Below are 25,629 nucleotides of genomic sequence, written 5' to 3' on the forward strand. Positions count from 1 at the left end.
TCGGTCGACCCGTCGGCCGGTGCGGTCACGACGATGGAGCACCACGTCCTGCACGTCCACGGCGCTGACAAGCACGCCGCCACGACCGAGATCGCCGCTCGCGACGGTCGGGTGATCATGTTCCTGGACACCAAGCACGCCGTCGACCGGCTGACCCAGGACCTGCTCAACAGCGGGGTACGGGCCGCCGCTCTGCACGGTGGCAAGTCGCAGCCGCAGCGCACGCGCACGCTGGCGCAGTTCAAGACGGGGCACGTCAGCGTGCTGGTGGCGACCAATGTCGCGGCGCGCGGCATCCACGTCGACAACCTCGACCTCGTCGTCAACGTGGACCCGCCGACCGACCACAAGGACTACCTCCACCGCGGCGGCCGTACCGCCCGCGCAGGCGAGTCCGGCAGCGTTGTCACCCTCGTCACACCCAGCCAGCGCCGCGGCATGGTCCGCCTCATGTCGGACGCGGGGATCCGGCCGCAGACCACCGAGATCCGCTCGGGCGACGAGGCCCTGAGCCGGATCACCGGAGCCCAGGCCCCCTCCGGCATCCCGGTCGTCATCACCGCACCGGTGGCCGAACGCCCCAAGCGCAGCGCCTCCTCCCGAGGCCGCCGCCGCCCCTCGTCTACGACCCGGCGCGCGCCCGTACGCCAGTCCGTCTTCGATGCGGTGGCCTAGAACTTCGTGATCGGCAAGCTGACCCATCTCTGCAGGAGGCACCTTTTGACGCTGGTTCAGATGCAGCCCCGCCCGGCGGACGCCAACCCCGTGCACGGGACGGCGGTGGAGGTCATGGACGCGGCCGGACCGCAGGTCTGTGACGACATGAGCGTCGAGGTGGCGCTGGCCGTCATGGGCGCCGCACGCACGGGCCGGCTGGTCGTCTGCGACCAGGACGACCAGCGCATCGGCCTGGTGACCCGAACCGACCTCACCGCCGTCCGCGACAGCGGCGCTCACACGGACCGCGTCCGCCTGCGCGACATCCTCGGCGACCACGGGTCGTCCACCTCACCCGTGACCACGATGGCCGAAGCCGGGCACGCGACGCGCTCCCGCCGGCTCGGTGCCCTGCCGGTGGTCGACGGGCAAGGCAGCGCCCTGGGCGTCCTCGCCCTCTCCCGCTGAAACGCCTCGCCCCTGGCCGGACCGTTCTCCCCTTCTCCCTGTGAGGCCACATGCGCTGCGTCATCGCCCGCTTCCCCTTCGAGCTCACCAAGAGCGGAGTGCTCGAATCGATGAAGGGCATCAAGCCCGAACCGGTCACCGGAGAATCGGTGATCATCGGCCGCCGCCACTACCCCGTCAAGCAAGTCGGCCAAGTCATCACCCGCCAGGACCGCCGTGACTTCAGCGCCACCGAAGTCCTCCGGGCCATGACTCAGCTCGGCTTCACCTGCCGCACCATCCCCAAGGCCGCGCCTTTGGGCATCCCCGGCTCGCTGCAGCACGCCTCCGCGATGCTAGGCACCCCCGTGACGGTCTGACCGGGTAAACAGGTACGAGCCGGCATCTGACCAGCAGTGTGGGCCCGACCGGTACGCCGGTCGGGCCCACACTGCGTGCAGCGGTTCCACGTGGGCGGCCCGTCCTTCTTCGCGGGGGAGTCGAAGACGGCGGCGAACTCGCCCAGTGTCCGCTGCGTCAGGGCCACGGCCGGCTGCGCAAACCTTCGAGGAAGGCCCGTGCCGTATCGCGTGCGTCGGCAACGGCCGCTGTGGAACGGACGGCTGCGGCGCCGGCAACCCACCCCGCAGAGCCACAGTGCTTGCCTGAAGGGGACGGAGGACCACAGTCGACGCATGACGGCACCCGCTGCCGTGAGCCCGTGCCTCGGCCCACGGTCTGCTCGAGTCGGGGGCCGTGCCGGTTCGAGCAAGCCGCCCATTCGCGGCGATGCCACCGGCTGGGGGAGCACGAGAGAGTGACCGCGGGACGAGGAAGCAGATCCTCGGCAAGGCACCGAGGTGGCAGCAGGAGCGTCGACCCGCGGATCGCGGCACCCGCGTGCATACTTCCCGAGCTGCCCGATCATCCCGGGATCGCCGAGGGCGGCGCAGACCCTCGTGCCACGCCCGTACACAGCCGACCTGCGGGGCGTCACGGCTGGAGACGTCCGTCCCGGTCGGTGGTGTTCTTCGCGCGACGCAGTGTTGGCCGGTGCCCGCCGACGCATGCGCGGCGCAGTCGGCGACGTCACGCTCACCCCGACGTGCTGCGCGGCGGTGGGTCACTGTGACCGCCGGACTGGGCCTCGGCGCTGCTTGAACCAGCCATGGACCGGTCGAGGCGGATTGCCTCATCTTCGAGTGCGCGGAAATCTATGCCAGCCGGAGTAGACATTGGGTGGCGGTCTGGTTATGGTTTCTCTCGTAGTCGAGATCTAACGAGCCCGGCAGAGATGAACTGCCGGGCAGCAGTACCGCAGTTGCAGTTCGCAGGACGGTGCGGTGGTGGAGTTCCGAAGCCAGAGCGGTTGCAGGACGGCGACGGGACTGACGGCCGGACCGGGTGGCCCGCAGTGATCAGGGGCCGCCATGAGCAGTACCGCAGTGGCAGTACCCGTAAGTGAAGCGCAGTACCCAGCAGTGAAGTCAGTGAGCGGTACCTCGGTGAAGGCGTCGGCTGCGGACGCGCGCACCGGGAGGTTCGGCAGTGGGGTTCTGAGCCAGAGCAGACGCAAGACGGGCGACGGGGCTGGCTGCCGAAGAGTGGCGCTGTTCGAGGCCACGAGCAGTTTGCGGTACCAGCAGTTCGCAGTTTCCGTTAGTGAGTAGTTGATCAAGAGGGAAGAACGGAGGAGCCGAGCGCCATCAGGATCGCCCGGGTGGAAGTCTTGGGCCCGGGTACCGCAGGACATCGATAGTGAGGTGGTCTCCGGTCAAGCAACCGCGATCCCCGCGCCCCCGACAGCGTCTAGGTCGGGTCTGCGGAAACAGAGGGCCGGTGCAGTATCAGGGCCGGCAGATGGTGTAGTAGTTCCTTCGGGGCCCTGGTGCCAGTACGGCGCCAGGGCCCCTCGACGCGTTCCACAGAGAGGTGCAATGACAGCAGACGACACGTTCGGCCGTCTCGATGACGACGACTACCCCGCCTACACCATGGGCCGGGCCGCCGAGATGCTCGGCACCACCCAGGGCTTCCTCCGCGCCATCGGCGAAGCCCGCCTCATCACCCCACTCCGCTCCGCAGGCGGCCACCGCCGTTACTCCCGCTACCAACTGCGCATCGCCGCCCGCGCCCGGGAACTCGTCGATCGGGGCACCCCCATCGAGGCCGCCTGCCGGATCGTCATCCTCGAAGACCAGCTTGAGGAAGCCCAGCGCATCAACGCCGAATATCGCCGCGCCGCCGAATCAGCGAACCCAACGGCAACAGCATGAGATGAGCGTGCCCGTCAGCGTCGGCGGGCACCGCACGCACGGTCTCGTGTGCGGCGTGATCATTTCCTATGGTGACGCGGCGTGTGGGCGTGTAGCGTCTGCGTCAGCTGTCGTGGTTCGGAATTCCCTCCTGCCCGCGCCTCTGGTGTGGGCGTTTTGCTGTGCTGTGTCGCAGGGACCAGGGCGATCACCTCCGCCTTCCACATGGAGTGGGAGGCGTTCATCGACTGGAAGGCATGAGACATGGCAACGGGTACTGTGAAGTGGTTCAACGCGGAGAAGGGCTTCGGCTTCATCGCCCAGGACGGCGGCGGCCCGGATGTCTTCGCGCACTACTCCGCGATCAACTCCACAGGCTTTCGTGAGCTCCAGGAGGGCCAGGCCGTGACGTTCGACGTCACCCAGGGCCAGAAGGGTCCGCAGGCCGAGAACATCAACCTGGCCTGACCTCGCAAACCTGCCCGAGGGATCGCGCACGCCGCGTCCGGTGGCCGCCGCCCGCGCGGGCCTGCCGCTCAGCTGGACAAAGGCGCCTGCCCTCGGGCCGGACCGGCACAGGAACAGGGGCCGTGCAGCAATGGCTGCGCGGCCCCTGGTCTGTGGAGGCCCGGCCCGCTGCGACTTCGGCTTGAAACTTCCTGACCTCAGTCGCTGCAAGCGTCGTCGGGCACGGGAGCCGCATGTCCTGCGCGGCTACCGTGCAGCTTGGAGGCCGCGAAGCGCTGGGGGGGCGGGGTCATCTCATCGACGGCCGAGAGGACCTGCCGGCCAGGGCGGTTCCCTCTCCTGCCGGCGAACGGATCACCGGAGCCTTGATGTCGACGGGCAGCAGGTACGCGGTGCCCTGGGGCAGAGCACACCGTTTCACCTGCCCAAGCCCGCTGAAGCGGGGTACCGGAGAAGTTCCCGGGTCATCGCCCAGGAACGGTCCGCCCCGTCCGCCTGGCGGAGGCGTCGGTGAGGTTGGCTCCGGTGTCGGCGTCCCGCTGGGAGTGGTAAACGCCGTGCCAGTCCAGGCACATGACGGTCGCGTCGTCCCGCAGGTGGCCGTGGTGGGCGTCGACGACCGCCGCGATGAGGGTGCGAGTGGCCTCACGCGGATGCAGCGCGCGGGTGCGGACGATCAGGTCCGACAGGTCGAGGCTGTGGGCGTTGCGCTCCAGCATGCCGTCGGTCAGCATCACCAGCCGGTCGCCCGGACGCAGGTCCAGCGACTGGACCCGGTAGCTGTGCGGTGCGTGGAAGCCGAACGGCATATCGATCTCCGGAGCGATCTCCCGCACCTGCCCGTCCCGCATTAGCAGCGGCCAGGGGTGTCCGGCGTTGATGAACTCGGTCTTGCCGTCGATCAGGCTGATACGCAGGAGCTGGCCGGTGACGTAGCTCTGGCCGCCGTGCTCGCGCATGGCCTGGTCGGCCTGGCGGGCCTGCTCGGCGAGGTCGGCACCGGCCCGCCGGGCCCGGCGCAGGGCGCCCACCAGGAGGGTTGCCAGCAGCGCGGCGTCGACATCGTGCCCCATGGCGTCGGTGACAGAGAGCTGGACCGTGTCCCGGTTGATCACGTAGTCGAAGGTGTCACCCCCGACGTGGTCGGCCGGCTCCAGCGCCCCGGCCACCGCGAACTGCGCAGCCTCACACGCCAGTGACGCCGGGAGCAGCCGGTGCTGGATCTCCGCGGCCAGGCTCAGCGGGACGGTACGGCGGCCCCACTGGTACACGTCGGTGAAGGACCGGTTCGCGATGACGATGTACGCCAGGGCGTGCGCGGTCTCGCCGATCTTCCGCATCACCTCCTCGTCCGGCGCCGCGGGCAGGAACAGTTCGAGGAGCCCGATGGCGTCCCCGCGATTGGTCACAGGGGCGACGATCCGAACCAGCGCGCCCTCGTCCTTGTCCTCCACGCTCGGCCGCTGGGTGCGGATCACGTCGTCGTACAGGGTGCCGCGCAGCGTGATGCGCCGGGCGGGTTCATCGGTCTCGACGCTGCCCGCCGCCCCCAGCCGTACGACCGAGCCGCCGGTGAAGTCGGTGATCAGAAACGACACCGAATTCGCCCCGAGCTGCTCCTTGAGCATGCGGGCGACCACGTCGAGTGACTCCACGGGCGCTGCGGTCTCCGCCGCCGCCAGCGTTCCCGCCAAGGTCATCGCCCTGCTCCCACCATCCCCGTTCTCCGGGGTACGAGTGGTCGGCCCACCGTCCCCGTCCGGCCCGCATACGGTCACGGTGACTCCTCGCCGCTCGCTGGTGCTCAGGGGTGCCGTCCCGGGTACCCGAGGGGCCCGCGCCAAGCCCGGTGCCGGGCAGATGCTATGCACCACCGTGCCCTTGAGTGCCCTTGAACGGTATTCCACTCGGCCAAGCGCCCGATCCCTCTCAGTGGCTGCTTGCTGGATCTGGTCGATGAGGTGGTGCTGTGACGCCGTCGGCGAACGTGGTCGCCTCGGTCGTGCCCGTTGGTCTTGTCGCGGGTGACGGCGGTGTACAGGTGGCCGAGGTCCTGCACGCCGTCGTCTGGCGTGACCGTGACGCTCATTTGACGCTCCGGCCACTCCAGAGACCGCCCCCAAGGTGGGAGAACCCCCGTTGAACTGCGGGTTTTCGCGCCTCCAGTCCTCGGGATGTGTTCCCGAGGACTCATCATGCGGAGTGCGTGGCCACCCCGGCTTGCTGGGGTGGCTGCTGACGCCCGTGCCCGACCTCGATGCCGGCGGAGCCGCGGCCGGAACCGGGGGCCGGGCTGCCGGGCTGTGGCTCAGGCGTCGATGATGACGGGGATGATGAGGGGCTTGCGGCGGTGGGTGCGGAACGCCCAGTTCGCCACGGCGCGGGCGACGAGCTGTTCGAGTTGGTGCGCGTCCCCGACGCCTTCCTCGGCCGCGGTGGCCAGGGTCTTCTCGATGACGGGGATGACCGGCTCGAAGGTGGTGTCGTCGTGGACGAAGCCCCGGGCCAGGAAGTCGGGGGCCTCGGCGAGGGCGCCGGTGTCGGCGTCGACGATCGCCACCACCGTGACCACGCCTTCGGCGGCGAGGGTGAGGCGGTCCTTGAGGGACGCTTCGGTGGCGCCGCCGACTTCCATGCCGTCCACGTAGACGTTGCCGGCGGGGACCTTGCCGGTGATGGACGCGCGCCCGTCGACGAGGTCGACGACGACGCCGTCCTCGGCGATGACGACCCGGTCGGGGTCGACACCGGTACGGATGGCGAGGTCGCCGTTGGCCCGCAGGTGGCGCCATTCGCCGTGCACGGGCATGACGTTGCGGGGCTTGACGATGTTGTAGCAGTAGACGAGTTCGCCGGCGCTGGCGTGCCCGGAGACATGCACCTTGGCGTTGCCCTTGTGAACCACGTGGGCGCCCCACCGGGTGAGTCCGTTGATCACCCGGTAGATGGCGTTCTCGTTGCCGGGGATGAGCGAGCTGGCGAGCAGGACGGTGTCGCCCTCGCCGATGCGGATCACGTGGTCGCGGTTGGCCATCCGCGACAGCGCGGCCATCGGTTCGCCCTGGGAGCCGGTGCACACCAGAGTGATCTTGTGGTCCGGGAGCTTCTCCAGCTCCTTGGTACTCACGACGAGGCCGCTGGGCACCTTCAGATAGCCCAGGTCGCGGGCGATGCCCATGTTGCGGACCATCGACCGGCCTACGAAGGCGACCTTGCGGCCGTGCTGGTGGGCGGCGTCCAGGACTTGCTGGATGCGGTGCACATGGCTGGCGAAGCTGGAGACGATGACCCGGCGCGGCGCGGTGCGCATCACCTGCTCGATCGCCGGGTTCAGCTCTCGCTCGGAGGTGGTGAAGCCGGGTACTTCGGCGTTGGTGGAGTCGGTGAGGAAGAGGTCGACGCCTTCCTCGCCGAGGCGGGCGAAGGCGCGCAGATCGGTGATGCGGTCGTCGAGAGGGAACTGGTCCATCTTGAAGTCGCCGGTGTGCAGCACCATCCCGGCCCGGGTGCGGATCGCGACCGCGAGGCTGTCCGGGATGGAGTGGTTGACCGCCACGAACTCGCAGTCGAAGGGCCCGAAGCCGCGTCGGTCGCCCTCCCGCACCCGCACCGTGCGCGGCCGGATTCCGTGTTCCTTGAGCTTGGCCTCCAGGAACGCCAGCGTCAGCTTGGAGCCGACGACGGGAATGTCGGAGCGCTCGCGGAGCAGGTACGGCACGCCGCCGATGTGGTCCTCGTGGCCGTGGGTGAGTACCACGGCCACGATGTCGTCCAGCCGGTCCCGGATCGAGGTGAAGTCCGGCAGGATCACGTCCACGCCGGGCTGGGTCTCTTCGGGGAACAGCACGCCGCAGTCGACGATGAGCAGCTTGCCGGCGTGCTCGAAGACGGTCATGTTGCGGCCGATCTCACCCAGGCCGCCCAGGGCGATGACCCGCAGGCCTCCCTCGGGAAGGGGTGGGGCGGCTTTCAGGTCGGGGTGTGGGTGACTCATACCCTGACGGTACCCGGAGAGCGGGACAGGGTGATCCATTACCTGTGCGATCTCTTCTTCCGCCGTTCACGCGGGTGGGGCCATCGTGGTCCAGGCGCGTCGGCGGTGTTGGTGACACGACGTGACACGTGATGGTCCCTGGGGCCCCGCCGTGCAGGTGCTGCCGGGTGCCTGAGCGTTCGTCGCGGCGAGGTCCGCTCGATACTGATGTGGCGTCGGTGAATGCCTCGCATGCCTACAGCGGGCGGCGCTGCTGTTTGGCCACCTGCTGCAGATCGGCCCGAGTGCCCGTGTGTTGGTGCCTCGCCTCGTGGCGCACACGGGGGCGGGGACTACCCGGCCGTAGAGCAACCTGAAGGTCGTAACGACCGTCCATCGGCGTCCAGCCATTCAAGCTCGGGCACGAAACAGCAGGTCAGGCCCTTCAGGTCCGGGAGGGTCCGCCCAGTTGGTGACAGCTGTGTGATAGCGGGTGATACGGCGGAGCCCCGTCGGACACGGCGTGCGCCGGGGTGGAGAACGGGTGCCAGGCCCTTCACGTGTGCAAGGGGACTCAGCCGGACTCTTCTTCCTCGGACTCCATGCGTCGGATTCCCTCGTGGGTGAGGGTGACCATCGCGGGAGTGTTGCCCGGTTCCCAGTCGACGGTGATCAGGCTCTCGCCCGCCAGGTAGGTGCAGGCGGCGGCGAGGTCCTGTTCCGGTATGCGGAGGTCGCGTCGCAGCTGTGCTCCGGTGATACCGAGGAGGCGGTTGCCTTCGACGGCTTCGTACAGGACCCGGAGCACCTGTTCGCGGTAGGTCTTGCGTTCGCGCAGGGTGGCCATGACCGCGTCCTTCCGTGTGCGGGGGTAGGGTCCGGGGGCCCGCGGGGGCTCTCAGGTCTCGTCGGAGTGGGCGCCGGTGCCGACGGCGCTCCGGCTGGCGGCCAGCCAGGAGCGGGCGGGGCCGGCGGGTGTTGCAGTGTCCACGGTGAGGTGGAGGCGGGTGTCGCCGTCGAGGCCGGGATAACTGCGCTGTTCCGCTCCGGCGAAGCAGTGGCGAAGCGTCTCCGCGACCGCTCGGGCGGCTTCCGGCGTGCGCGCGATGATCCGTACCTCGGCGTGCCCGAGCGACGGCAGTGTCTCGGTCTCGATGTCCTTCACCTTGGGGTGTTCCCTTCGGGATGGGTGTGAAGCCGGCGGGGTGGGGGCGCCGTGGCGCCCCGGTCGGCGGAAGGTTCGTTCCGCACCGGTCGGTATCCGTGCGGTGGGCTCGACGAACTGGTGTCGTCCGGCAGGCCGGGAGGTCTCGGCAGGGGGTCGCTGAAGTGGTAGGCCGCGATCCGTGCGTCGTGCTGGGCGTTGAGCAGGTGGATCAGGCGCATTCCGATGCCGATCGCGAGGACGATGACGGTGATGATGACGAGGGTTTCCACGGAGCTCACCTTCAGCCGTTTCCGGGCAGCGGGAGAGCGCTTCGCCTCATCGGGTTCCCGAAGGGGGACATGCAGGCGCCGCCTTCATCCTCCCAGCTGGTTTCCCGGCGCACGGCGTCACTGATTCCGCGCCCGATGACGGCTTCGTCGGTCATCAGGACGCCCGCGGTGAGGACGCTGCCCGGGATTGCGGCGGCGGCCATCAGGCGGGCCGCGGCGGGGGGTGCGGTCTCGGGCGGGATGACGAGGAGGTCCCAGCGTCCGACGGTGTAGGAGAGCAGGATGAGCTTGTCGGGGTCCTGTTCGGTGAACCAGCCCACGTGCAGTTTGCGCCCGTCCACGGCAACCGTGTGCGGGACAACGGGCCAGCGGGTGGGGTTCACGGTGACGCGGGTGATGCGCCCCCAGGGTTCCTCCAGGGCGGCGGCGAGCGGTGGCAGCTCGGCTTCGAGGTCGCGGGAGTAAGGCCACCAGGCCCCGTCCAGCTGGCCGGCGAGGGTGGTCTTCGGGGTGAGGGACAAGCGTGCCGGAAGCGCTGCGGCGAGGTCGCGGGGCGCGGTCCGGTCGAGGGTCTTGGTCATGATGCGGACCTGCCCCCGGGCTGTCCGTCGACAGCCCGGTTTTTCGTGGTCGCCGGAAATGACACCCGCGTGAAAGCCGGTGTGCGAAATACCTCCGGTGCTTTCACTGTACGCCCGTTCGGCGGACTATGGCCGTCGTGACCAGGTATTTTCCGGTGGACGCCGGATCGGGCGGCGGGAGTGCCGTGTAACGACGGCGGGCTCGTGCGAGTCGCCGACCGGGCACCGGCGTCGGCCGCGCGTACGACGCACGGCCGCACCCCGTAGCCGCGCGGACCCGCCCGGCTGACACCGATCTCCCTCTCGCCCCCACTGCTGCTGCCGGATGCGATCCACCAGGCGGTTCAACCGGCCCGGGTACGGCCCTGCTGCGACCCGTCCGTGTCGGATTAATCCTTTTGGCGTAGCGTGGAAAGCGGGTCGGCGCACGCTCACGTGCAATGACCCGGAAGGGCGGCTCCGGCGGGTATACGCCGGAGCCGTTGCCTGTCTCCGCAACCACCTGCGGGGAAGCACTCGTGCGAGCGCGAGCCTCGTGCGGAGTACCGTGAGGTGGCAGGGTCACCTTGTACCGCGGTCGTACGTCCTGCGGTCGCACTGCTCTCTGCGGACGGGCGGACACCATGGCCGACTCAGACACCCCCGACGACCTCCCCAGGCTCCTGCCGGACGCCGTCCACCGGTCGGTGAGACCCGGGACGGCCCTGCTGCGGCTGGAGACGACACACGCACGGGAGGGAATTCTGGACGGCGCGTGGTGGCCGCGATCCCGGGACATCGGCGCCGAGCTGCCCTCGCTGATCTCCGCGCTGACCGAGCACCTGGGAACTGTCACCCGGGTCGGTCTGGACGGCAGCGCCTGGAACGGACTTCCGGCCCGGGTGATGGTCGACGGCCGAGTCGTGCACATCGACTCCTTCCCGGTCGGTGACGACACCGTCCTCATCACCCGGGGCGACCGGGACCATTTCTCGCTGTTGCTGGTACCTCCGGACACGACGCCCGACGCGGCACGCGCCGCGATGGCCAGGGCCATACGGGCCGAAAACGTCACCGAGGCCGGACAGATCCTCATCGATACGGGCGGCGACACGCCACCTACGCCAGCCTGACATGTCCGTCTCAGGTCGGCTCCCCGTCGGCCGGGACGCTACTGGTCGGTGTAGCTGTGCTTGGTGACCAGCATGTCGGCGACCAGACCGGCGAGCCTGCGCAGCAGCCGCCGGTCGTCGTCATCGAAGGTGCCCAGGTGAGGGCCATTACGCCCACCTGGTCGCTGCCGTCCAGCAACGGCAGGTACATCCGGCGGCCGTCGGACTGCCGCACCTCGACAGTGGTCGCCTTGCCGCGCTGCATCGAACACCGCGAGGGCGAGACGACCGGCTCACGGTCGAACCACCTGGCCCCGGCAGACCGTTCTTGTGAGGCACGCCCCGGCTTGATCGGCGGTGCGGAGTGAACGTGCTTGAGCATCCTTGGCCTGTTCCATGGCTTCGCGGGCATCGCCCGTGCTCTTCTCCACCTGTCCTTCGCAGCCACGCGCTCATTGCCAACGGCGCTACCCGCAGCTCCCACCGGGCCGCCTCCGCAGCGTTCGGATCCTGAGCTGGGCAAACGTTCACCGTAGCTTCGCGAACTGTTCTCAGGGGCGGCTGGCCGCGTCGCTGCGCACCTTGGTGACGTCGGCGATGAAGTCGAGAGTGTCGGCGGGGTCGAGAGCCTGGGCCTGGAGATGGTCGTACATCACGCTGTAGTGCCGTACGTCGGAGTGTTTCTCCAGGTAGAGGTCGCTGGTGAACCGTTCCAGGTAGACCACCGCGTCGGGGGTGTCGGTGAATTTCAGGATGGAGAACTGTCCTGACAGGCCCGGGTGGGCGCCCACGGTGTAGGGGAGGATCTGCATGGTGATGTGCGGCTCGGCGCCGAGTGCGGTCAGGTGTTCCAGTTGTTCGCGCATGATGTCGGGACTGCCGACGGCGCGGCGCAGTACCGATTCGTCCAGGACGACCCACAGGCGCAGCGGGGAGGCCGGGTCGTAGATCCGGTGCTGCCGGCGCAGCCGCACCTTGAGGCGGGCGGCGACCTGTTCGACAGTGAGCTGGGGGATCGTTTCCTCGATGATCGCGTGGGCGTAGGCGGGGGTTTGCAGCAGCCCGGGGATCACCATGGGCTCGTAGGTGTGGAGGGAGGCGGCGTCCGTCTCCAGGGCGATGTACACGCTCTGGGGGATGTCGCCGTAGGCGTGCCACCAGCCCTGCTGTCCGGATTCCTTGGCCATCCGCATCAGAGCGTCGATGACCTGCTGGTCCGTCACCCCGTAGAGCGCGCACAGGTCGCGCACGTCGCGGGGGCTGACAGCGCGGTTGCCGTTCTCCAGGTGGCTGATCTTCGGCTGGGAGACCATGAGCCGCTCGGCCACTTCTTTGCTCTTCAGCCCACTGGCCTTGCGCAGCCGACGGAGCTCGGCTCCCAGGCGGCGCCTCCTGACGGTGGGGTTGATGTTCGCCGCCACGAGCGGTGTACCTCCGGCTCCAAGTCATCGTGCTGGTCCGCAGATTGCCATGGGACAACACCTGTTGATCGTGTGCCGTGCCGTCGTGTCGTGGGGCAGCCGAAACGGAATCTGCCCTTGTAATTTGCCACCCGGCAGGAACCGTCAGGCGGCTCGCGCCGACGGTGACCCCTTGCTCGTTCAGGACGACGTGCATCACGGGCGACGTGCCGGTGGGTGTGACGGCCGTTGCCCCACACCCACCCTTGGCTCGAAGCAGGTCTGCGTCATCAGCGGCTCCCCTCTCGATGCTCACGGCATGTGGCGGACGATCTGCTCTTCGCCGAAGGAGGCCGGCAGATCCGGACCGTACAGCGCCAGTCCTACGCCCTGCGGAAATCACTGGTCCGGCTCCGTCGCGTGGTCCTGCCCATGCGGGAGGTTGTCAACGCCCTCATGCGCCCCGACCTCGACGTTCGCGCAGCAGGTCGCGCGAGCGCGGCCACCAGGCGCCGTCCACGAGCCCACGGGAGGGGCCGTCCGGCTTCAGTACGAGGCGGGCGGGACGGGAGGGGTTGCGATGGGTGCGGGCCGCGGCAGGGTTGCTTCGAAGGTCGCGGTCGTCATGCAGACCCGTCTCCGGGCCGCCCCTGGGGTTACGGCCCGGGTTTCATCTCTCACCGAGAACGACCCGGCGTGGAAGCCGGTGTGCGGAATACCCTCGGTGCCCCGACCGTACTCCTTCCGCCACTCGCCGCGGTGGCCGTCGTACCGGCAGGAGTGGGTCGACAGGAACCAGGGGCCCGTCGCAGGTGATCAGACCGGTCAGGCCGCAGACCGGTCAGGCCGCACAGGCCGAGTGCCAGGGGCGGCCCGCCGGTCCCCACCAGAGCGGCCTGACGGCTCCGCCGCCCACCTGCGGCGTCGCAGCCGGTCTGTCCCAGCGGGATTCCCCGGCCTGCCACACGGCAAGGTCAACGGTGGGACTGGCCGCCGAGTCACTTCGTCGTCCGGAGAGCTGTTCATGATCGACCGCCCGGTCAGCCCATCATCGGGCGCCGGCCGGTGACTCGGCGGCCACCGCACCACTCAGATGTGCCGGAGCGGCTGTCCCGAGCGGCAGGAGTAGGCTGAAAACGTCGAGGGCACGTCGTACGCCGGTGTCCGGACCGGTCTCGTCCTCGTCGCAGGACAGATGTGGGCCGCTCAGGTCCGGGCCAGGTTCCGCCCTATGACATCCGAAGCCCCGCACCGCCCACCCCGCCCCGAGGCCGAGCACGAACCGAGCGGGCAGGGCCGGGTGGAGGTCCGCCTGGTCTCCGCGGACCCCGAAGCGTCCCGACGCGTCGCGGACGCGCTCCGGCTGCTGTTCGCCGGCGATGAACAGCGCAGCTATCCCGGCCCCTCGGGAACCGGGACGCGGCTGCACCTCACACTGGACGCCTCGCGTGCCGCCGGTCCGCTCGGCTCCTGGCTCGACTCGAGCAGACCGGCCGCCGATCGCACTCACCAGGGCGAGACCGCCTGACGGCCCCGCCGCCCACTCTCCACGTCCTTCACCAGCCCAAGCCCCTGTAGCTCCCGTATCCACCGTCCGTGCGACTCGCATCCGCTCTCAGCGATGCCGTTACGCACCCACGTCGAAGCGGCGCAGCCCAAGACCCCGGCCGCACTGTCGTCACCGAGGTCAAGGATCGCGCATGTCTCTCCATATTCTCCGCTCCCCGTCCGCCGTCCCGCCGGAAGGCGCCCCGCCGTCCCCGGAGTACGACGGGAGGGCAGCCTTCCCGTGCGGGGCAACGGCTGCCGAGCGCACCGGCAACGAGCGGCTGTCCCTGGCGATCACGGCGTTGACCGTCCTTCTCCCGTTCCTGGCACTCGGTCCGGCCGTCCGGCTGCTGTGGGCGCGCCTGATCCATCCCGTCGATGTCCTGCTCGCCGCGGTGCTCTACACGGTCACGGGCCTCGGCGTCACGGTCGGCTTCCACCGTGGTCTGACCCACGGCGGCTACCGGGCCGTACGGCCGCTGCGCACCGCGCTCGCGGTGTGGCCGGGTCCATGAGTTTCCAGGGGGACGTGATCGGCTGGGTTGCCATCCGTCGCCGCCATCACGCCTTCACCGGACGGCCGGGCGATCCTCACTCTCCGTATCGCTACGGCACTTCTGTTTGCGGCCGGTTGCGGGGACTTGTGGATGCCCACGTCGGCTGGTTGTTCCGCAACGACCCCACGTCCGCGACGCTCCCCCACGCTCGGCTTCGCTCGCGCCAGATCGACCCGTCCGCCGCCTTGATCCGCTTCTTCGAATGCCTCGGTCGGGTCAGGGACGTGCGCTGGCCCACCCCGGACCGTATCGCCGCCAGCCGCGTCTGAATCCGAGCGACCGCATCCCCTTCAGGAGTCTCCATGACACTCGCCCCACCGCCCCCGCTCTCCTCGACGTCCGCCGTCCGCCTGCGCCTGGTGTCCCAGCCGGAACAGGGCCACATGGCCCGGCGCATCGACGGCGCCTGGTGGCCCCACTCGCCCGACCTGGCGTCCGAACTGCCCGGGCTGCTGGGCGCCCTGCCGCACGCCTGGGGACAGGTCACCAGCGTCCTCGTGGATGACGCCGTATGGTCCCCGTTCCCGGGCCGGCTGCTCGTCGCCAACCAGGTCGTACGCCTGCGCCGGACGACCACCCAGCGCTCCCCGTCCACCGTGTGCCTGCTGGCGCCCGGCCGCGGCCGGTGGGACCTGCTGGTGGTGCCGCCCGCCACCACGGACGCGGAGGCCGGGCGGCTCATGGAGAGTATGGCCACCGTTTTGAAGGACAGCGTGGGCTTGGGAGTCGCAGTCCGTTGACGGTGGCCGTCGGACCACCCCCGGGTCCGCACCCCGGGTGTCGGCCTGGGGGTGTTGTCACCGGACCCGGCTCGGCAGGCTCCACCTGTCCGGTCCTGGGTCGGCCGCGCTGCCCGGACGTGCAGTCCGCTCGGACCGTCGACGGAGTACGCTGGTGTTACCGAGGGTATTTCGTGCACCGGCTCCCCATGTCGTTGTCACTTTCGGCGATCTGATCACGCCGGGCCGGTTCCGGTCGGCCCGGAGCAGGGTTCGCGTCATGACTGCGACCGTTTCCCCCACGCCGATCCCCGGAAGTACGCCCTTCTCTGGGGCACTCCCGATCTCTTGCGCTTCCCTCGGTTCCTCGCCGACGGCCGTGCTCGATCCGCTGCCGGGGGCGATCACCGGGGGCCTGTTGAACCGCGCGTACTGGTCGGCCGCCCCGGGTGCGGGGCTCTTCGGTGGGCAGGTGCAGCCGACCCCGGTCTCGGCCCTCTGGCTGATGGCCGCCGGCCGAGACTGCCTGCGTACCTCGCAGGTGCACCGGCTGATGGCCGAGGCGGCGCTCCTGCGCACGATGTCGGAGACCGACTCGGCCGTTCAGGCGGCCTGGGACTCCGAGGAAGACCACGAAGTCCGCGATCCGGCTGCACGCCCGCAGATCCCGGCCGTTTACGTTCCGCCGACGGCGAGGTGAGGGCCGTGCGCACTCCAGCGGCCACCGGGGCCACAGTCGGCGGAGCCCGGACCGGTGTATCGCAGAGTGCTCCCGGCTGAGCCGGGCCCGACACACCAGAGCATCGAAAGCAGCCCGAGACCCCGGCCGCACCGCAGACGACAGGCCGGGGTCCTCCCGTGCCGTGTGCTTCCCGGACCGCTCGGGTCCGGGGCCGTCATCGACGTAAGGAAAGTGAGAACCATGGGTGTTCTGATCACCGTGCTGGCGGTGTGCGCCGTGGCCGGGCTGGTCCTGCTCGCCCTGAGCGTGCGCAACGTCCAGCAGTACGAGAAGGGCGTGGTGTTCCGTTTCGGGCGGCTGCTGCCCAACATCCGCGGGCCGGGCCTGCGTGTCATCCGGCCGATCGGGGACCGGATGCGGAAGGTGTCCGTACAGACCGAGGTCCTCGGCATCCCGCCGCAAGGATCCATCACCGCCGACAACGTGACGCTCACCGTCGACGCGGTCGTCTACTTCAAGGTCATCGACCCCGTCAAGGCCCTGGTGAACGTGCGCAACTATCCTGCCGCCGTCTCCCAGATCGCCCAGACGTCGCTCCGCTCGGTCATCGGCAGGGCCGACCTGGACACGCTGCTCTCCGACCGTGACCACATCAACGCGGAACTCAAGAAGGTGATGGACGCCCCCACCGAGGAGCCCTGGGGGCTGCGCATCGAACGCGTCGAGATCAAGGACATCGCCCTTCCGGAGTCCATGATGCGCTCCATGTCCAAGCAGGCCGAAGCCGAGCGGGAACGCCGCGCGCGGGTCATCGCCGCCGACGGAGAGTTCCAGGCGTCCCAGCGGCTGACCGACGCCGCCGCGACCATGGCCGACACCCCCGGAGCACTCCAACTGCGGCTGCTGCAGACCGTCGTGGACGTCTCCGCCGAGAAGAACAGCACCCTCGTGATGCCGTTCCCCGTGGAGATGCTCCGTTTCTTCGACCACCAGAGCAGGGAAACCGACGGCGAGTCCGTCGGACGGATCGTGCACCGGACCGCCAGGCGCCCCGCGCTGTCCACCAGCGCCGTGATCCCCGAGCCGGCCACCCCGGCACCGGCCATCGCACCGTCGGTCTCCCTGCCCGGAGAGCGGGCCGGCAGCCGTGCGGAGGTCGCCCGGGAGCGGCGGGACAACTGGCCGACGCGCCGGGACGCCGAGGAATCACTGAGCGGTTGACCGTTCCGGGCCGCCCGGGGTGACGTGATCGTCTCGGTGGGGTGGTGCCGCTGACGGCCCTGGTGACAGCGTGTCACCGGGGTCGCAGCGGTCCGGGGTGGCTGAAGCGGCCGGCACGCCGTTGGATGCGATGCCGGAGGGTGCGGTGGCGTACCGGTGGAAGCGCGGCCTGTGCGTCGGCCCGAGTGTAGAAGACATGCTTGGCGCCCTCGATCAGTACCAGGTAGAGCACGACCATCAGGGCCAGGGCGAGGACGAGTCCGAGCGGCAGTGACCGGAAGCCGAGTGGTCCCGCGAGCGGGGACATCGGCAGCGCGACACCGACGGCGACGACACCTATGGCGCTGGCCAGCAGGGGGCGGCTGGGCCGGCTGCGGTAGAACGGCACCCGGCGCGTGCGGATGGCGAAGACGACCAGCGCCTGCGTGGCGAGGGACTCCACGAACCAACCGGAGCGGAACAGCTCGGCGCCGGCGTGAAATATCTCGATCATGACCGCGAAGGTGAGGAAGTCGAAGAGGGAGCTGACGGGCCCGAAGAAGAGCATGAAGCGACGGATGAAGGCGATGTCCCAGTGCGAGGGCGCGCTCAGCTGCTCCGGGTCGACGTGGTCGGTGGGGATGGTCAACTGCCCCGCGTCGTAAAGGAGGTTGTTGAGCAGGATCTGCGAGGGCAGCATCGGCAGGAACGGCAGCACCAGGGAGGCTCCGGCCGCGCTGAACATGTTGCCGAAGTTGCTGGAGGTGCCCATCAGGACGTACTTGATGGTGTTGGCGAAGATCCGGCGGCCCTCGGTGACCCCGTCGGCGAGAACCCCGAGGTCCTTCTCCAGAAGCAGGACGTCGGCCGCGTCCTTGGCCACGTCGGTCGCGGTGTCCACGGACAGCCCCACGTCGGCGGCGTGCAGGGCCAGCGCGTCGTTCACGCCGTCGCCCAGGAACCCGATGTCCCGGCCCCGGCGCCGCAGCGCCCGTACGACCCGGGCCTTGTCCTGGGGCGAGACGCGGGCGAAGACGGTGGTGGCCTCGGCCGCCCTCGTCAGCTGGTCGTCGTCCAGCTCCCCGATGTCCTGGCCGGTGAGGGCGCGGCCGGGCGGCAGGCCGAGATCGGCACAGACCTTCTGGGCGACGAGCGCGTTGTCGCCCGTACAGATCTTGACGGTGATGCCGAGGTCGGCGAGGCGGCGCAGTGAGGCGGCGGCACCGGTCTTGGGCGGATCGAGGAAGACCAGAAAGCCGGCCAGACGCAGCCGGTACTCGTCGGCGGCGGTGAGGGACGTCCGCCCGTCCGCGTCCCGGGTGGCCACGGCGACCACCCGGCTGCCCGCCGCGAAGTGTTCCTGGAGCACCGCCGCGGCCGCCTCCGGTACGTCACCGCAGCGGGCCAGGACCGCCTCGGGCGCGCCCTTGGCGACGAGTAGACGGCTGCCGTCCGGACGCTCGACGAGGGCGGAGCCCAGCTGCCGGTCGTGGTCGAAGGGCAGCAGCGCGAGCCGGTGGTGTCCGGCCGGGGGTGTAGCCGTGGCCTGCCACAGCGCGCTGTCCAGCGCGTTCCCGCCCACCTGGTCGAGGTCGCCCTCGGTGGCCAGCAGGCCCAGCTTCAGCACCGTGTCGGAGGGTGTGCCGGCCGGGTCGAGGGCCGCCTCGAAACGGATGCGGCCCTCGGTGAGCGTGCCGGTCTTGTCGGTGACCAGGACGTCCATGTCGCCCAGGTCCTCGATGCACACCAGCCGTTTGACGAGGACCTTGCGCCGCGCCAGCTGTCGTGAGCCGGTGGCCAGGCTCGTGCTCACCACGGCGGGCAGCAGCTGCGGGGTGATGCCCACCGCGATGGCCAGCGAGAAGAGCAGGGCGTCGAGCAGCGGGCGGTGGAGCATGAGGTTGATGACGAAGATCCCGGTGGTGAGGGCGGCGGCGACTTTGAGGAGGAGCATGGAGAAGCGGCGCAGCCCCGCCTGGAAGTCGGTCTCCGGCTGCCGTTCTCCCAGCCCCAGCGCGATCCGCCCGAACTCGGCACGGCCTCCGGTGGCGACGACCACTCCGGTGGCGCTGCCCCCGTGCACCACGGTGCCCATCAGCGCGCAGGAGGTCAGCTCGGCCAGGGCCGCCCCCGCGGCGACCGGCTTCGGGTCCTTGTCGGCGGGGGCGGACTCCCCGGTGAGGACGCTCTCGTCGCAGGCGAACGCGGTGCACTCCAGCAGGCGCAGGTCCGCGGGCACCACCTGCCCCAGCGTCAGACGTACGACATCGCCCGGCACCAGCTCGGTCACATCGACCTCGGTGGCCGCGCCGCCCCGGACGACGACGGCCGTGTGCCGCACCCGCGAGTGCAGGGCCTGCGCCGCCTTCTCCGCCCGGTACTCGTTGACGAATCCCAGCGCGACGCTCAGCACCAGAATCCCCGCGATGATGACCGCGCCGGTCCGCTCGCCGAAGAAGTACGAGACCCCGGCCGTCACCGCCAGCAGGATCAGCAGGGCGCTGCGCAGCTGCCGCCCGAGGACCGCCAGGACGCGGACGTGGTGCGTCCGTACGGCGTTCGGCCCGACGGCCGCGAGCCGCTCGGCCGCCTCACCCGTCTCGCCTCCCGACAGGCCGTCGGGACTGCTCGCGAGCGCGGCCAGCACGGCCTGCGCGTCCTCGGCGGCGGCGTCCCCCACCCGCAGCTCTGCCGTACGGGTGGTCACCGACTCCGTGGTCACTGACTCCAGGTCCATTCGGCGACCTCGGGCAGGTCCGCCCCATGGGCGCGGATCCAGTCGTGATGGCGGTTGCGGACGTCGGCCATCCGCTGCCGCAGCGCCGCCGCGCGGACCGCGAGACCGGGCACCCGGTCGATGACGTCCATGACCAGCCGGTACCGGTCGAGGTCGTTGCGTACGACCATGTCGAACGGGGTCGTCGTGGTGCCCTCCTCCTTGTAGCCGCGTACGTGCAGGTGCGGGTGGTTGGCGCGGCGGTAGGCGAGCCGGTGGATGAGCCACGGATAGCCGTGGTAGGCGAAGACGACGGGCTTGTCGGGGGTGAACAGCGCGTCGTACTCGCTGTCGGGCATCCCGTGCGGATGTTCCTCCGCGGGCAGCAGACGGGCGATGTCGACGACGTTGACCACCCGTACCGCGAGTTCGGGCAGGTGGCGGCGGAGCAGCGAGGCCGCGGCCAGCACTTCGAGGGTGGGTACGTCGCCCGCGCAGGCGAGCACCACGTCGGGCTCGCCGGGCTCGGACTCGGTGCCGGCCCAGTCCCAGATCCCGGCGCCGCGGGTGCAGTGCGCGCGGGCGGCGTCGAGGCCGAGCCAGTCGAAGCAGGGCTGCTTGCCCGCGACCACGACGTTGACGTGGTCGCGGCTGCGCAGCACGTGATCCGCGACGCACAGCAGGGTGTTGGCGTCCGGCGGATAGTAGACCCGCACGACCTCCGGCGACTTGTTCAGTACGTGGTCGACGAAACCGGGGTCCTGATGTGAGAAGCCGTTGCTGTCCTGGCGCCACACGTGCGAGGTCAGCAGGTAGTTGAGGGAGGCGATCGGGCGGCGCCAGGGGAGTCGGCGGGCGACGCGCAGCCACTTGATGTGCTGGTTCGCCATGGAGTCGACGATGTGGACGAAAGCCTCGTAACAGGAGAACAGGCCATGCCGGCCGGTAAGGAGGTAGCCCTCCAGCCAGCCCTGACAGGTGTGTTCGGAGAGGATCTCCACCACCCGGCCACCGCGCTCCAGGTGCTCGTCCGTGGGCAGCATCTGGGCCTCCCACGCCTTGCCGCTCGCCTCGTAGACGGCCTGGAGGCGGTTGGAGGCCGTCTCGTCCGGCCCGACCAGCCGGAAGTCGCGCCGCTCGCCCGTGTCGGCCATCACCTGCGCCAGCAGGTCGCCGAGGACGCGGGTCGGCTCGTGCGCCGTCGCGCCGGGCTTGTCGACCGGGACGGCGAACCGCTCCAGGGGCGGTATGGGCAGCTCGTGCAGCAGCAGGCCGCCGTTGGTGTGCGGGCTGGCGCCCAGGCGGTGTGCGCCGTCGGGGACGCAGGCGAGGACCTGTTCCCGGGGGCGTCCGTGCTCGTCGAAGAGTTCCTCGGGCCGGTACGAGCGCAGCCATCGCTCCAACTGCCGCAGATGGTCCGGGTTCTCGCGTACGGCCGGCAGCGGCACCTGGTGCGCTCGCCAGGTGCCCTCCACCGGGAGGCCGTCGACCTCGGCCGGCCCGGTCCAGCCCTTGGGTGTGCGCAGCACGATCACAGGCCAGCGTGGGCGTTCGGTGATGACGGAACCGGTGCGGGCGGCGTGCTGGAGGGCGGCGATACGGTCCAGGGCCTCGTCCATGGCGCGAGCCATCGTCTGGTGGACGGCGTGAGGGTCGTCCCCGGTGACATGGAGGGGCTCGTGGCCGTATCCCCTGAGCAGGGCGTCGAGTTCGGGCTCCGGTATCCGGGCCAGGACCGTCGGGTTGGCGATCTTGTAGCCATTGAGGTGCAGGATCGGCAGGACGGCACCGTCCCGTACCGGGTCGAGGAACTTGTTCGAGTGCCAGGAGGCGGCCAGTGGGCCCGTCTCGGCCTCACCGTCGCCGATCACGCAGGCCGCCAGGAGCCCCGGATTGTCGAATGCGGCCCCGTAGGCGTGCGAGAGGGAGTAGCCCAGCTCGCCGCCCTCGTGGATCGATCCGGGGGTCTCGGGTGCGACATGACTGGGGATGCCGCCCGGGAAGGAGAACTGCCGGAAGAGGCGGGTCATGCCGGCCGCGTCCCGCGTGATGTCCGGGTACGTCTCGGTGTAGCTGCCCTCCAGCCAGGAGTTCGCCACCACGGCCGGCCCGCCGTGACCGGGCCCCCAGACACAGATCGCGTCCAGGTTCCTTGCCTTGACGACCCTGTTGAGGTGGGTGTGGACCAGGTTCAGGCCCGGTGAGGTGCCCCAGTGCCCGAGCAGTCGCGGCTTGACGTGCTCAGGCGTCAATGGCTCGGTCAGCAGAGGGTTGGCCAGGAGGTAGATCTGCCCGACGGCCAGGTAGTTCGCCGCCCGCCAATGGGCGTCCAGAGCGCTCAGCTCCTCCTGGTCGAGGTGGTCGGGTGTGCCCGGAGTGTCGAGGGCGGTCCCGGTAGGGGGGCCGAGTGGCATGACGAACTCTTCTCGCAGGGGGATCAGGAATTTCCCGGACTGAGACCGGGGAGGTGCTCGGTTTCGTCGATGAAGGCGCGGGCGACGTCCGCCAGGCGGCGGTTGTGGGCGCGGGCGTAGGCGCGCAGCGTCGTGAAGGCCCGCTCCATGTCCGTGTGGCGGCGTTCGGCGAGCTTTCCCTTGGCCTGTTCGATCAGGACGCGGCTGTTGAGGGCGGTCTGCAGCTGTTCGTTGAGGAGGGTGCTGCGCTCGGTGGTGCGTTGTTGCAGCAGGCTGATGGTGGCGACGTCGGCGAGGGCCTGTGCGAAGGGGGTGGCGGCGGGGCTGATGGGCGCCGGGGTGGTGTGGAAGAGGTTGAGGGCGCCGACGGCTTCGTCGCGCAGGCGCATGGGCAGCGCCTGGACGGCGGTGAAGCCGAGGCGCTGCGCCTGGGCGGTGAACAGAGGCCAGCGCGCCGCTTCGTCGCGCAGGTCGGGAACGGAGACGGTGATCCCGGTGTGGAAGCAGTCCAGGCAGGGGCCTTCGTGGTTCTGGAGCTGGAAGAGTTCGAGGAGGCGCACCCGTTCGTCGGAAGCGGCCATGACGCGCAGCACTCCGTCGCGGTCGGCGAGCAGGACGCCCGCCGCACTCGCGTCGAGCAGATCGACGCAGCGGTCGGTGAGCAGGCGCAGGAAGTCCATGAGGTCGAAGTCGGCGACGAGACTGTCCGCCAGCTCGACGAACGTCCGGGCCATCAGCTGTTCCTTCATCGTGCACACCTCTGTTTGTGGGGCGTGAGCATCAGGGCTCCTCGTCGGGCGGTCGCGCATCCGGCGGTTGCGGGTCGGACGGTGTCGTCTCCGGGGGGAAGCGGAGCCGGTGGGCGACCACGTCGGCGGCGACCACCGAGATCCGTGTCCCCCGGGCGTACGCGTGGGCGCGCAGCCGGATGAATGCCTCCTCGACGCCGACGCCGAGCTGGACCATGAGGATGCCGGTGGCCTGATCGATCTCGGCCCGGTAGCCACCCAGGTCGTCGACGGGCGCGGCGTCCGGCCGGTCCGTGCCGGTCACGTCGGTGCCGGACGCGCCGGTGTCGGACGGGACACCCGTCTCGCTGACCCCGGCGTCGAGCAGAAGCAACGTGGCGGTGTCGGCGAAGGCCATCGCGTCGGCCACCTCGTCCGCGTCCAGCTCGACCGAGCTGCTGGAGTACAGGTCGAGTACGCCGGGGCTGATGGCACCGATCTGCAGGGGGAAGGCGAAGACCGCCCTGGCTCCGGCTTCCAGGGCCGCGTCGGCGAACACCGCCCAATGCCGTTGGAGTTCACCGGCCAACAAGTCGGTGCAAAGGACCGAGGAGCCGAGGACGAAGGCATCCACGCACGGCCCCTCGCCCAGTGTGAGCTGGAGTTCTTCCAGCCGCCGACTGACGGAGTCGGTGCTGCACAGCGGATGACTCGCCCGCCCGCGGGACATCGCCGACACCCCGGCCCCGCCGACCGGCAGCGCCGTCACCGCCGCCGTACACACGTCGAGGAGGCCGACCCGGGCGCCGCGGAGGGCCGCCTGCTCGGCCACGAGAGCCTGGATTCGCGCCGACCGGCTGCCGGGGATCACGGTGACCACCGGATCAAAGGGGGAGCCTGCGCCAGGAACACGGCACCGTCGGCCGGCCTGCGGACGTTTACGACGTCCTTCCTGCGCCAGGAGCGAAGGGAGGCCCCGATCGGCTCGTCGGCCCGGTCCGCCAAGGCGACACCGAGTGATGCCTGGCGCTCGGAGAGGAGCGGTTCCCGCAACCGTGGGGCCGCATCCCGGTGCCGCTCGTGCGGGTGAACCAGGAGCCCGGCGAAGGCGCAGCAGGCACCGGTGACCCCTCCGACGGCAGGTGGCAGCGCTCCGTCGAATCCCGGCCACCCGAAGCCGTCACCGCGTACGGCGCGGGGGGCCGGGGCCGCGTGGGGGGCCGGGACCGCGTGGGGGAGCCGCCGGTGCCGCCGCCCCGGGGAAGATCCGAACCCGCAGCCCTCCAGGGCCGCGGCCTCCGAGACCACCACGGAGAATCCGGGCTGCCGTCCGGCGACGGCGAGGCGTCCTGGACGGACCTCCGGGCTCGGCTCGCGAGCATCTTCGCCGAACGCCGCAGCGCGGGACTCCGCGACGGACCTGCGAGATCCCCGCGGGAACAGGCGGCCTGCCGGCGCCTGAGTCGGCGCGGGCACATCGCTTCCACGGCGGGCTGCTCGCAATCTCCTCCGCTCCACGGCTGACCGCGGGCCGGAGGCATGATCATGGCGCCCCCGCCCGCTGGAAGGGACAAGAGCGGCGCGAGCGCACGCGTTGCCCTGCCGGCGGATGGACAGCCGCAGAATAAGGCATGACACCTCTGTTCCAGCCCTTCAGGTGTTCTAGGGACCGCCACCGGGCACCTGACGCGAGGCGCCGGGCTTCGTACCCGGCGGGGTGCGACCGAGGTCGGGGCGTACGAGGACGTGAGTGGGTCACCAGGTCGGGGTTCCGGGCTCCGAGCCTCGGTCCCTGACAGGGATCTCCTCGAAGCGCGACGGGTCCGGACGAGAATCCGCTCCCGTGGCATCGTGGTCAGCAGGCCGTGCGTCCACCGGGGTCCTGGGCGTCCGCTTACCAGCATAGCCCCCGGCCTTTCGCCGCGGTGGGGCCGAACGGCCGGAATCTGACAACCGGGCGGCTGCGGAACGGCATCGGAGAAAATCCGGGGCGAGCCGAATCTGAGTGAGCAGGTGGACCAGCAGCAGGAAGTCGACGAGCAGGGCGATGGCCAGGCCGGCGAAGAACAGCAGTGCCCGTTCCGCCCCACCCTCGATCCCGACCTTGTCGGCGGTCCAGCAGACCGCACTGTTCGCGAACACGGAACTGCCCATGGCGACCAGCCCGATCACGAGCAACAGCGTGCCCGCGATGAGTCCGACGCTTCCGGCATGCGCCACGAGGCCGTTCAGGTTCAGCAGGCCGGAAAGGCCCGGCGCCGGGGCGGCGATCTTGTCCTGGAGCTTCCCGAGTTGGTCTTTGCTCAGCAGCGCAGCCCCGATCGCCGCTCCGACGGTGATCAGTGGAAAGAGGGCGACGAACTGGTGCAGGTGATGGCGGTGGCGAGCCGGGCCCGGTGGACCGCACCCAGCCGCGCGAACGCCCGCCACACTGTCCGGCTGGCGCCTGGAAGCCGGCGATCGCGTCCAGCCTGCTGCGACTCCGGCACGCGCCGGCGGCGTCCTGGCGGCCGGCGACAGGACAGGCCATACGGAACGTACGTGGAACACTCCGCACCCTGCGTCCCGGTCCCCGTGGCCTTGTGGACGGTGTGGTTCTGCTGTTGGAGCAAGCGGATCCTCGCGACACGGCCTCCACCAGACGGACCGCGACGCCCTGGTCGGGCCACTACCGCGCGGAGACCGCGAACGCGCGGGGGAACTCACCCAACGGTGATCTACCTCCGGCCCCGGATGGCGGTCATCGGAGCAGACCG

Annotated in this window: 25 protein-coding genes and 1 pseudogene; 12 read left to right on the forward strand and 14 right to left on the reverse strand. The window is 70.1% G+C overall.

Features of this window, described 5'->3' with window-relative positions; genetic code table 11:
• The 5 genes from ACZ7OO_RS40540 to ACZ7OO_RS40560 all read left to right on the forward strand — a co-directional run.
• A partial coding sequence (locus ACZ7OO_RS40540) for a helicase-related protein (RefSeq protein ID WP_471512425.1) occupies positions 1 to 675 on the forward strand: 675 nt, incomplete at its 5' end.
• Positions 676 to 720: 45 nt separating this feature from the next.
• Positions 721 to 1,125 carry a CBS domain-containing protein gene (locus tag ACZ7OO_RS40545; protein WP_471512426.1) on the forward strand — a complete coding sequence of 135 codons (405 nt, stop codon included), beginning with the start codon at positions 721 to 723 and terminating at the stop codon, positions 1,123 to 1,125.
• 50 nt (positions 1,126 to 1,175) lie between these two features.
• On the forward strand, positions 1,176 to 1,484 hold the full coding sequence (locus ACZ7OO_RS40550; protein WP_471512427.1) for an SCO5918 family protein: 309 nt from the start codon (positions 1,176 to 1,178) through the stop codon (positions 1,482 to 1,484).
• 1,557 nt (positions 1,485 to 3,041) lie between these two features.
• Positions 3,042 to 3,380, forward strand: coding sequence for a MerR family transcriptional regulator (locus tag ACZ7OO_RS40555; protein WP_471512428.1), 339 nt, complete (start codon positions 3,042 to 3,044; stop codon positions 3,378 to 3,380).
• Between the two features lie 243 nt (positions 3,381 to 3,623).
• Positions 3,624 to 3,827 (forward strand): cold-shock protein, encoded by a 204-nt coding sequence (locus ACZ7OO_RS40560; protein ID WP_030052720.1) that lies wholly within the window; start codon positions 3,624 to 3,626, stop codon positions 3,825 to 3,827.
• Positions 3,828 to 4,291: 464 nt separating this feature from the next.
• On the opposite strand, the gene ACZ7OO_RS40565 is transcribed toward ACZ7OO_RS40560, so the two are convergent.
• The 6 genes from ACZ7OO_RS40565 to ACZ7OO_RS40590 form a co-directional block, all read right to left on the reverse strand.
• The gene (locus tag ACZ7OO_RS40565) at positions 4,292 to 5,527 is read right to left on the reverse strand and encodes a PP2C family protein-serine/threonine phosphatase (RefSeq protein WP_471512429.1); all 1,236 of its coding nucleotides are present in this window, start codon (positions 5,525 to 5,527) and stop codon (positions 4,292 to 4,294) included.
• Positions 5,528 to 6,135: 608 nt separating this feature from the next.
• Positions 6,136 to 7,821, reverse strand: a complete 1,686-nt coding sequence (locus ACZ7OO_RS40570) for a ribonuclease J (protein ID WP_471512430.1) — start codon at positions 7,819 to 7,821, stop codon at positions 6,136 to 6,138.
• Between the two features lie 553 nt (positions 7,822 to 8,374).
• Complete coding sequence (locus ACZ7OO_RS40575; RefSeq protein ID WP_471512431.1) at positions 8,375 to 8,647, reverse strand: hypothetical protein; 273 nt, start codon at positions 8,645 to 8,647, stop codon at positions 8,375 to 8,377.
• Between the two features lie 51 nt (positions 8,648 to 8,698).
• Positions 8,699 to 8,965 carry a hypothetical protein gene (locus ACZ7OO_RS40580; protein ID WP_471512432.1) on the reverse strand — a complete coding sequence of 89 codons (267 nt, stop codon included), beginning with the start codon at positions 8,963 to 8,965 and terminating at the stop codon, positions 8,699 to 8,701.
• The gene (locus ACZ7OO_RS40585; RefSeq protein WP_471512433.1) at positions 8,962 to 9,237 is read right to left on the reverse strand and encodes a hypothetical protein; all 276 of its coding nucleotides are present in this window, start codon (positions 9,235 to 9,237) and stop codon (positions 8,962 to 8,964) included. The genes ACZ7OO_RS40580 and ACZ7OO_RS40585 overlap by 4 nt, the downstream gene beginning before the upstream one ends.
• An 11-nt stretch (positions 9,238 to 9,248) precedes the next feature.
• On the reverse strand, positions 9,249 to 9,818 hold the full coding sequence (locus ACZ7OO_RS40590) for a DUF5994 family protein (protein ID WP_471512434.1): 570 nt from the start codon (positions 9,816 to 9,818) through the stop codon (positions 9,249 to 9,251).
• 623 nt (positions 9,819 to 10,441) lie between these two features.
• Between ACZ7OO_RS40590 and ACZ7OO_RS40595 the strand changes: the two genes are divergently transcribed.
• The gene (locus ACZ7OO_RS40595) at positions 10,442 to 10,930 is read left to right on the forward strand and encodes a DUF5994 family protein (RefSeq protein ID WP_471512435.1); all 489 of its coding nucleotides are present in this window, start codon (positions 10,442 to 10,444) and stop codon (positions 10,928 to 10,930) included.
• A gap of 41 nt (positions 10,931 to 10,971) precedes the next feature.
• Here the strand turns inward: ACZ7OO_RS40595 and ACZ7OO_RS40600 are convergent.
• The 3 genes and pseudogenes from ACZ7OO_RS40600 to ACZ7OO_RS40610 form a co-directional block, all read right to left on the reverse strand.
• Positions 10,972 to 11,159, reverse strand: a pseudogene (locus ACZ7OO_RS40600) (GAF domain-containing protein); the annotation flags it as partial.
• A 301-nt stretch (positions 11,160 to 11,460) separates the two neighbouring features.
• Entirely contained in the window at positions 11,461 to 12,330 is an 870-nt protein-coding gene (locus tag ACZ7OO_RS40605) for a helix-turn-helix domain-containing protein (RefSeq protein WP_471512436.1), read from the reverse strand.
• Between the two features lie 433 nt (positions 12,331 to 12,763).
• Positions 12,764 to 12,829 (reverse strand): hypothetical protein, encoded by a 66-nt coding sequence (locus ACZ7OO_RS40610; RefSeq protein WP_471512464.1) that lies wholly within the window; start codon positions 12,827 to 12,829, stop codon positions 12,764 to 12,766.
• Between the two features lie 711 nt (positions 12,830 to 13,540).
• Between ACZ7OO_RS40610 and ACZ7OO_RS40615 the strand changes: the two genes are divergently transcribed.
• The 6 genes from ACZ7OO_RS40615 (at position 13,541) to ACZ7OO_RS40640 (ending at position 17,036) form a co-directional block, all read left to right on the forward strand.
• Entirely contained in the window at positions 13,541 to 13,837 is a 297-nt protein-coding gene (locus ACZ7OO_RS40615; protein ID WP_471512437.1) for a hypothetical protein, read from the forward strand.
• 172 nt (positions 13,838 to 14,009) lie between these two features.
• Complete coding sequence (locus ACZ7OO_RS40620) at positions 14,010 to 14,372, forward strand: hypothetical protein (RefSeq protein ID WP_471512438.1); 363 nt, start codon at positions 14,010 to 14,012, stop codon at positions 14,370 to 14,372.
• On the forward strand, positions 14,369 to 14,683 hold the full coding sequence (locus ACZ7OO_RS40625) for a hypothetical protein (RefSeq protein WP_471512439.1): 315 nt from the start codon (positions 14,369 to 14,371) through the stop codon (positions 14,681 to 14,683). The genes ACZ7OO_RS40620 and ACZ7OO_RS40625 overlap by 4 nt, the downstream gene beginning before the upstream one ends.
• A gap of 33 nt (positions 14,684 to 14,716) precedes the next feature.
• Positions 14,717 to 15,154 (forward strand): DUF5994 family protein, encoded by a 438-nt coding sequence (locus ACZ7OO_RS40630; protein WP_471512440.1) that lies wholly within the window; start codon positions 14,717 to 14,719, stop codon positions 15,152 to 15,154.
• A gap of 358 nt (positions 15,155 to 15,512) precedes the next feature.
• The gene (locus ACZ7OO_RS40635) at positions 15,513 to 15,833 is read left to right on the forward strand and encodes a hypothetical protein (protein ID WP_471512441.1); all 321 of its coding nucleotides are present in this window, start codon (positions 15,513 to 15,515) and stop codon (positions 15,831 to 15,833) included.
• Positions 15,834 to 16,055: 222 nt separating this feature from the next.
• Positions 16,056 to 17,036 (forward strand): slipin family protein, encoded by a 981-nt coding sequence (locus ACZ7OO_RS40640; RefSeq protein ID WP_471512442.1) that lies wholly within the window; start codon positions 16,056 to 16,058, stop codon positions 17,034 to 17,036.
• 73 nt (positions 17,037 to 17,109) lie between these two features.
• On the opposite strand, the gene mgtA is transcribed toward ACZ7OO_RS40640, so the two are convergent.
• The 5 genes from mgtA to ACZ7OO_RS40665 all read right to left on the reverse strand — a co-directional run bounded on the left by mgtA (position 17,110) and on the right by ACZ7OO_RS40665 (position 25,303).
• A complete protein-coding gene (gene mgtA, locus ACZ7OO_RS40645) occupies positions 17,110 to 19,752 on the reverse strand; it encodes a magnesium-translocating P-type ATPase (protein WP_471512443.1) in 2,643 nt (880 codons plus the stop codon).
• Positions 19,734 to 22,145: a phosphoketolase family protein gene (locus tag ACZ7OO_RS40650; protein WP_471512444.1), complete on the reverse strand. Its 2,412-nt coding sequence runs from the start codon at positions 22,143 to 22,145 to the stop codon at positions 19,734 to 19,736. Before ACZ7OO_RS40650 ends, mgtA begins: the two co-directional genes overlap by 19 nt.
• A 23-nt stretch (positions 22,146 to 22,168) precedes the next feature.
• Positions 22,169 to 22,894, reverse strand: coding sequence for a GAF and ANTAR domain-containing protein (locus ACZ7OO_RS40655; protein ID WP_391841587.1), 726 nt, complete (start codon positions 22,892 to 22,894; stop codon positions 22,169 to 22,171).
• Between the two features lie 31 nt (positions 22,895 to 22,925).
• Positions 22,926 to 23,744 carry a GAF and ANTAR domain-containing protein gene (locus ACZ7OO_RS40660; RefSeq protein WP_471512445.1) on the reverse strand — a complete coding sequence of 273 codons (819 nt, stop codon included), beginning with the start codon at positions 23,742 to 23,744 and terminating at the stop codon, positions 22,926 to 22,928.
• A gap of 884 nt (positions 23,745 to 24,628) precedes the next feature.
• Positions 24,629 to 25,303, reverse strand: a complete 675-nt coding sequence (locus ACZ7OO_RS40665; protein WP_471512446.1) for a hypothetical protein — start codon at positions 25,301 to 25,303, stop codon at positions 24,629 to 24,631.
• Between the last annotated feature and the right edge of the window lie 326 nt (positions 25,304 to 25,629).

This window comes from Streptomyces sp. NPDC111744, assembly GCF_055634995.1.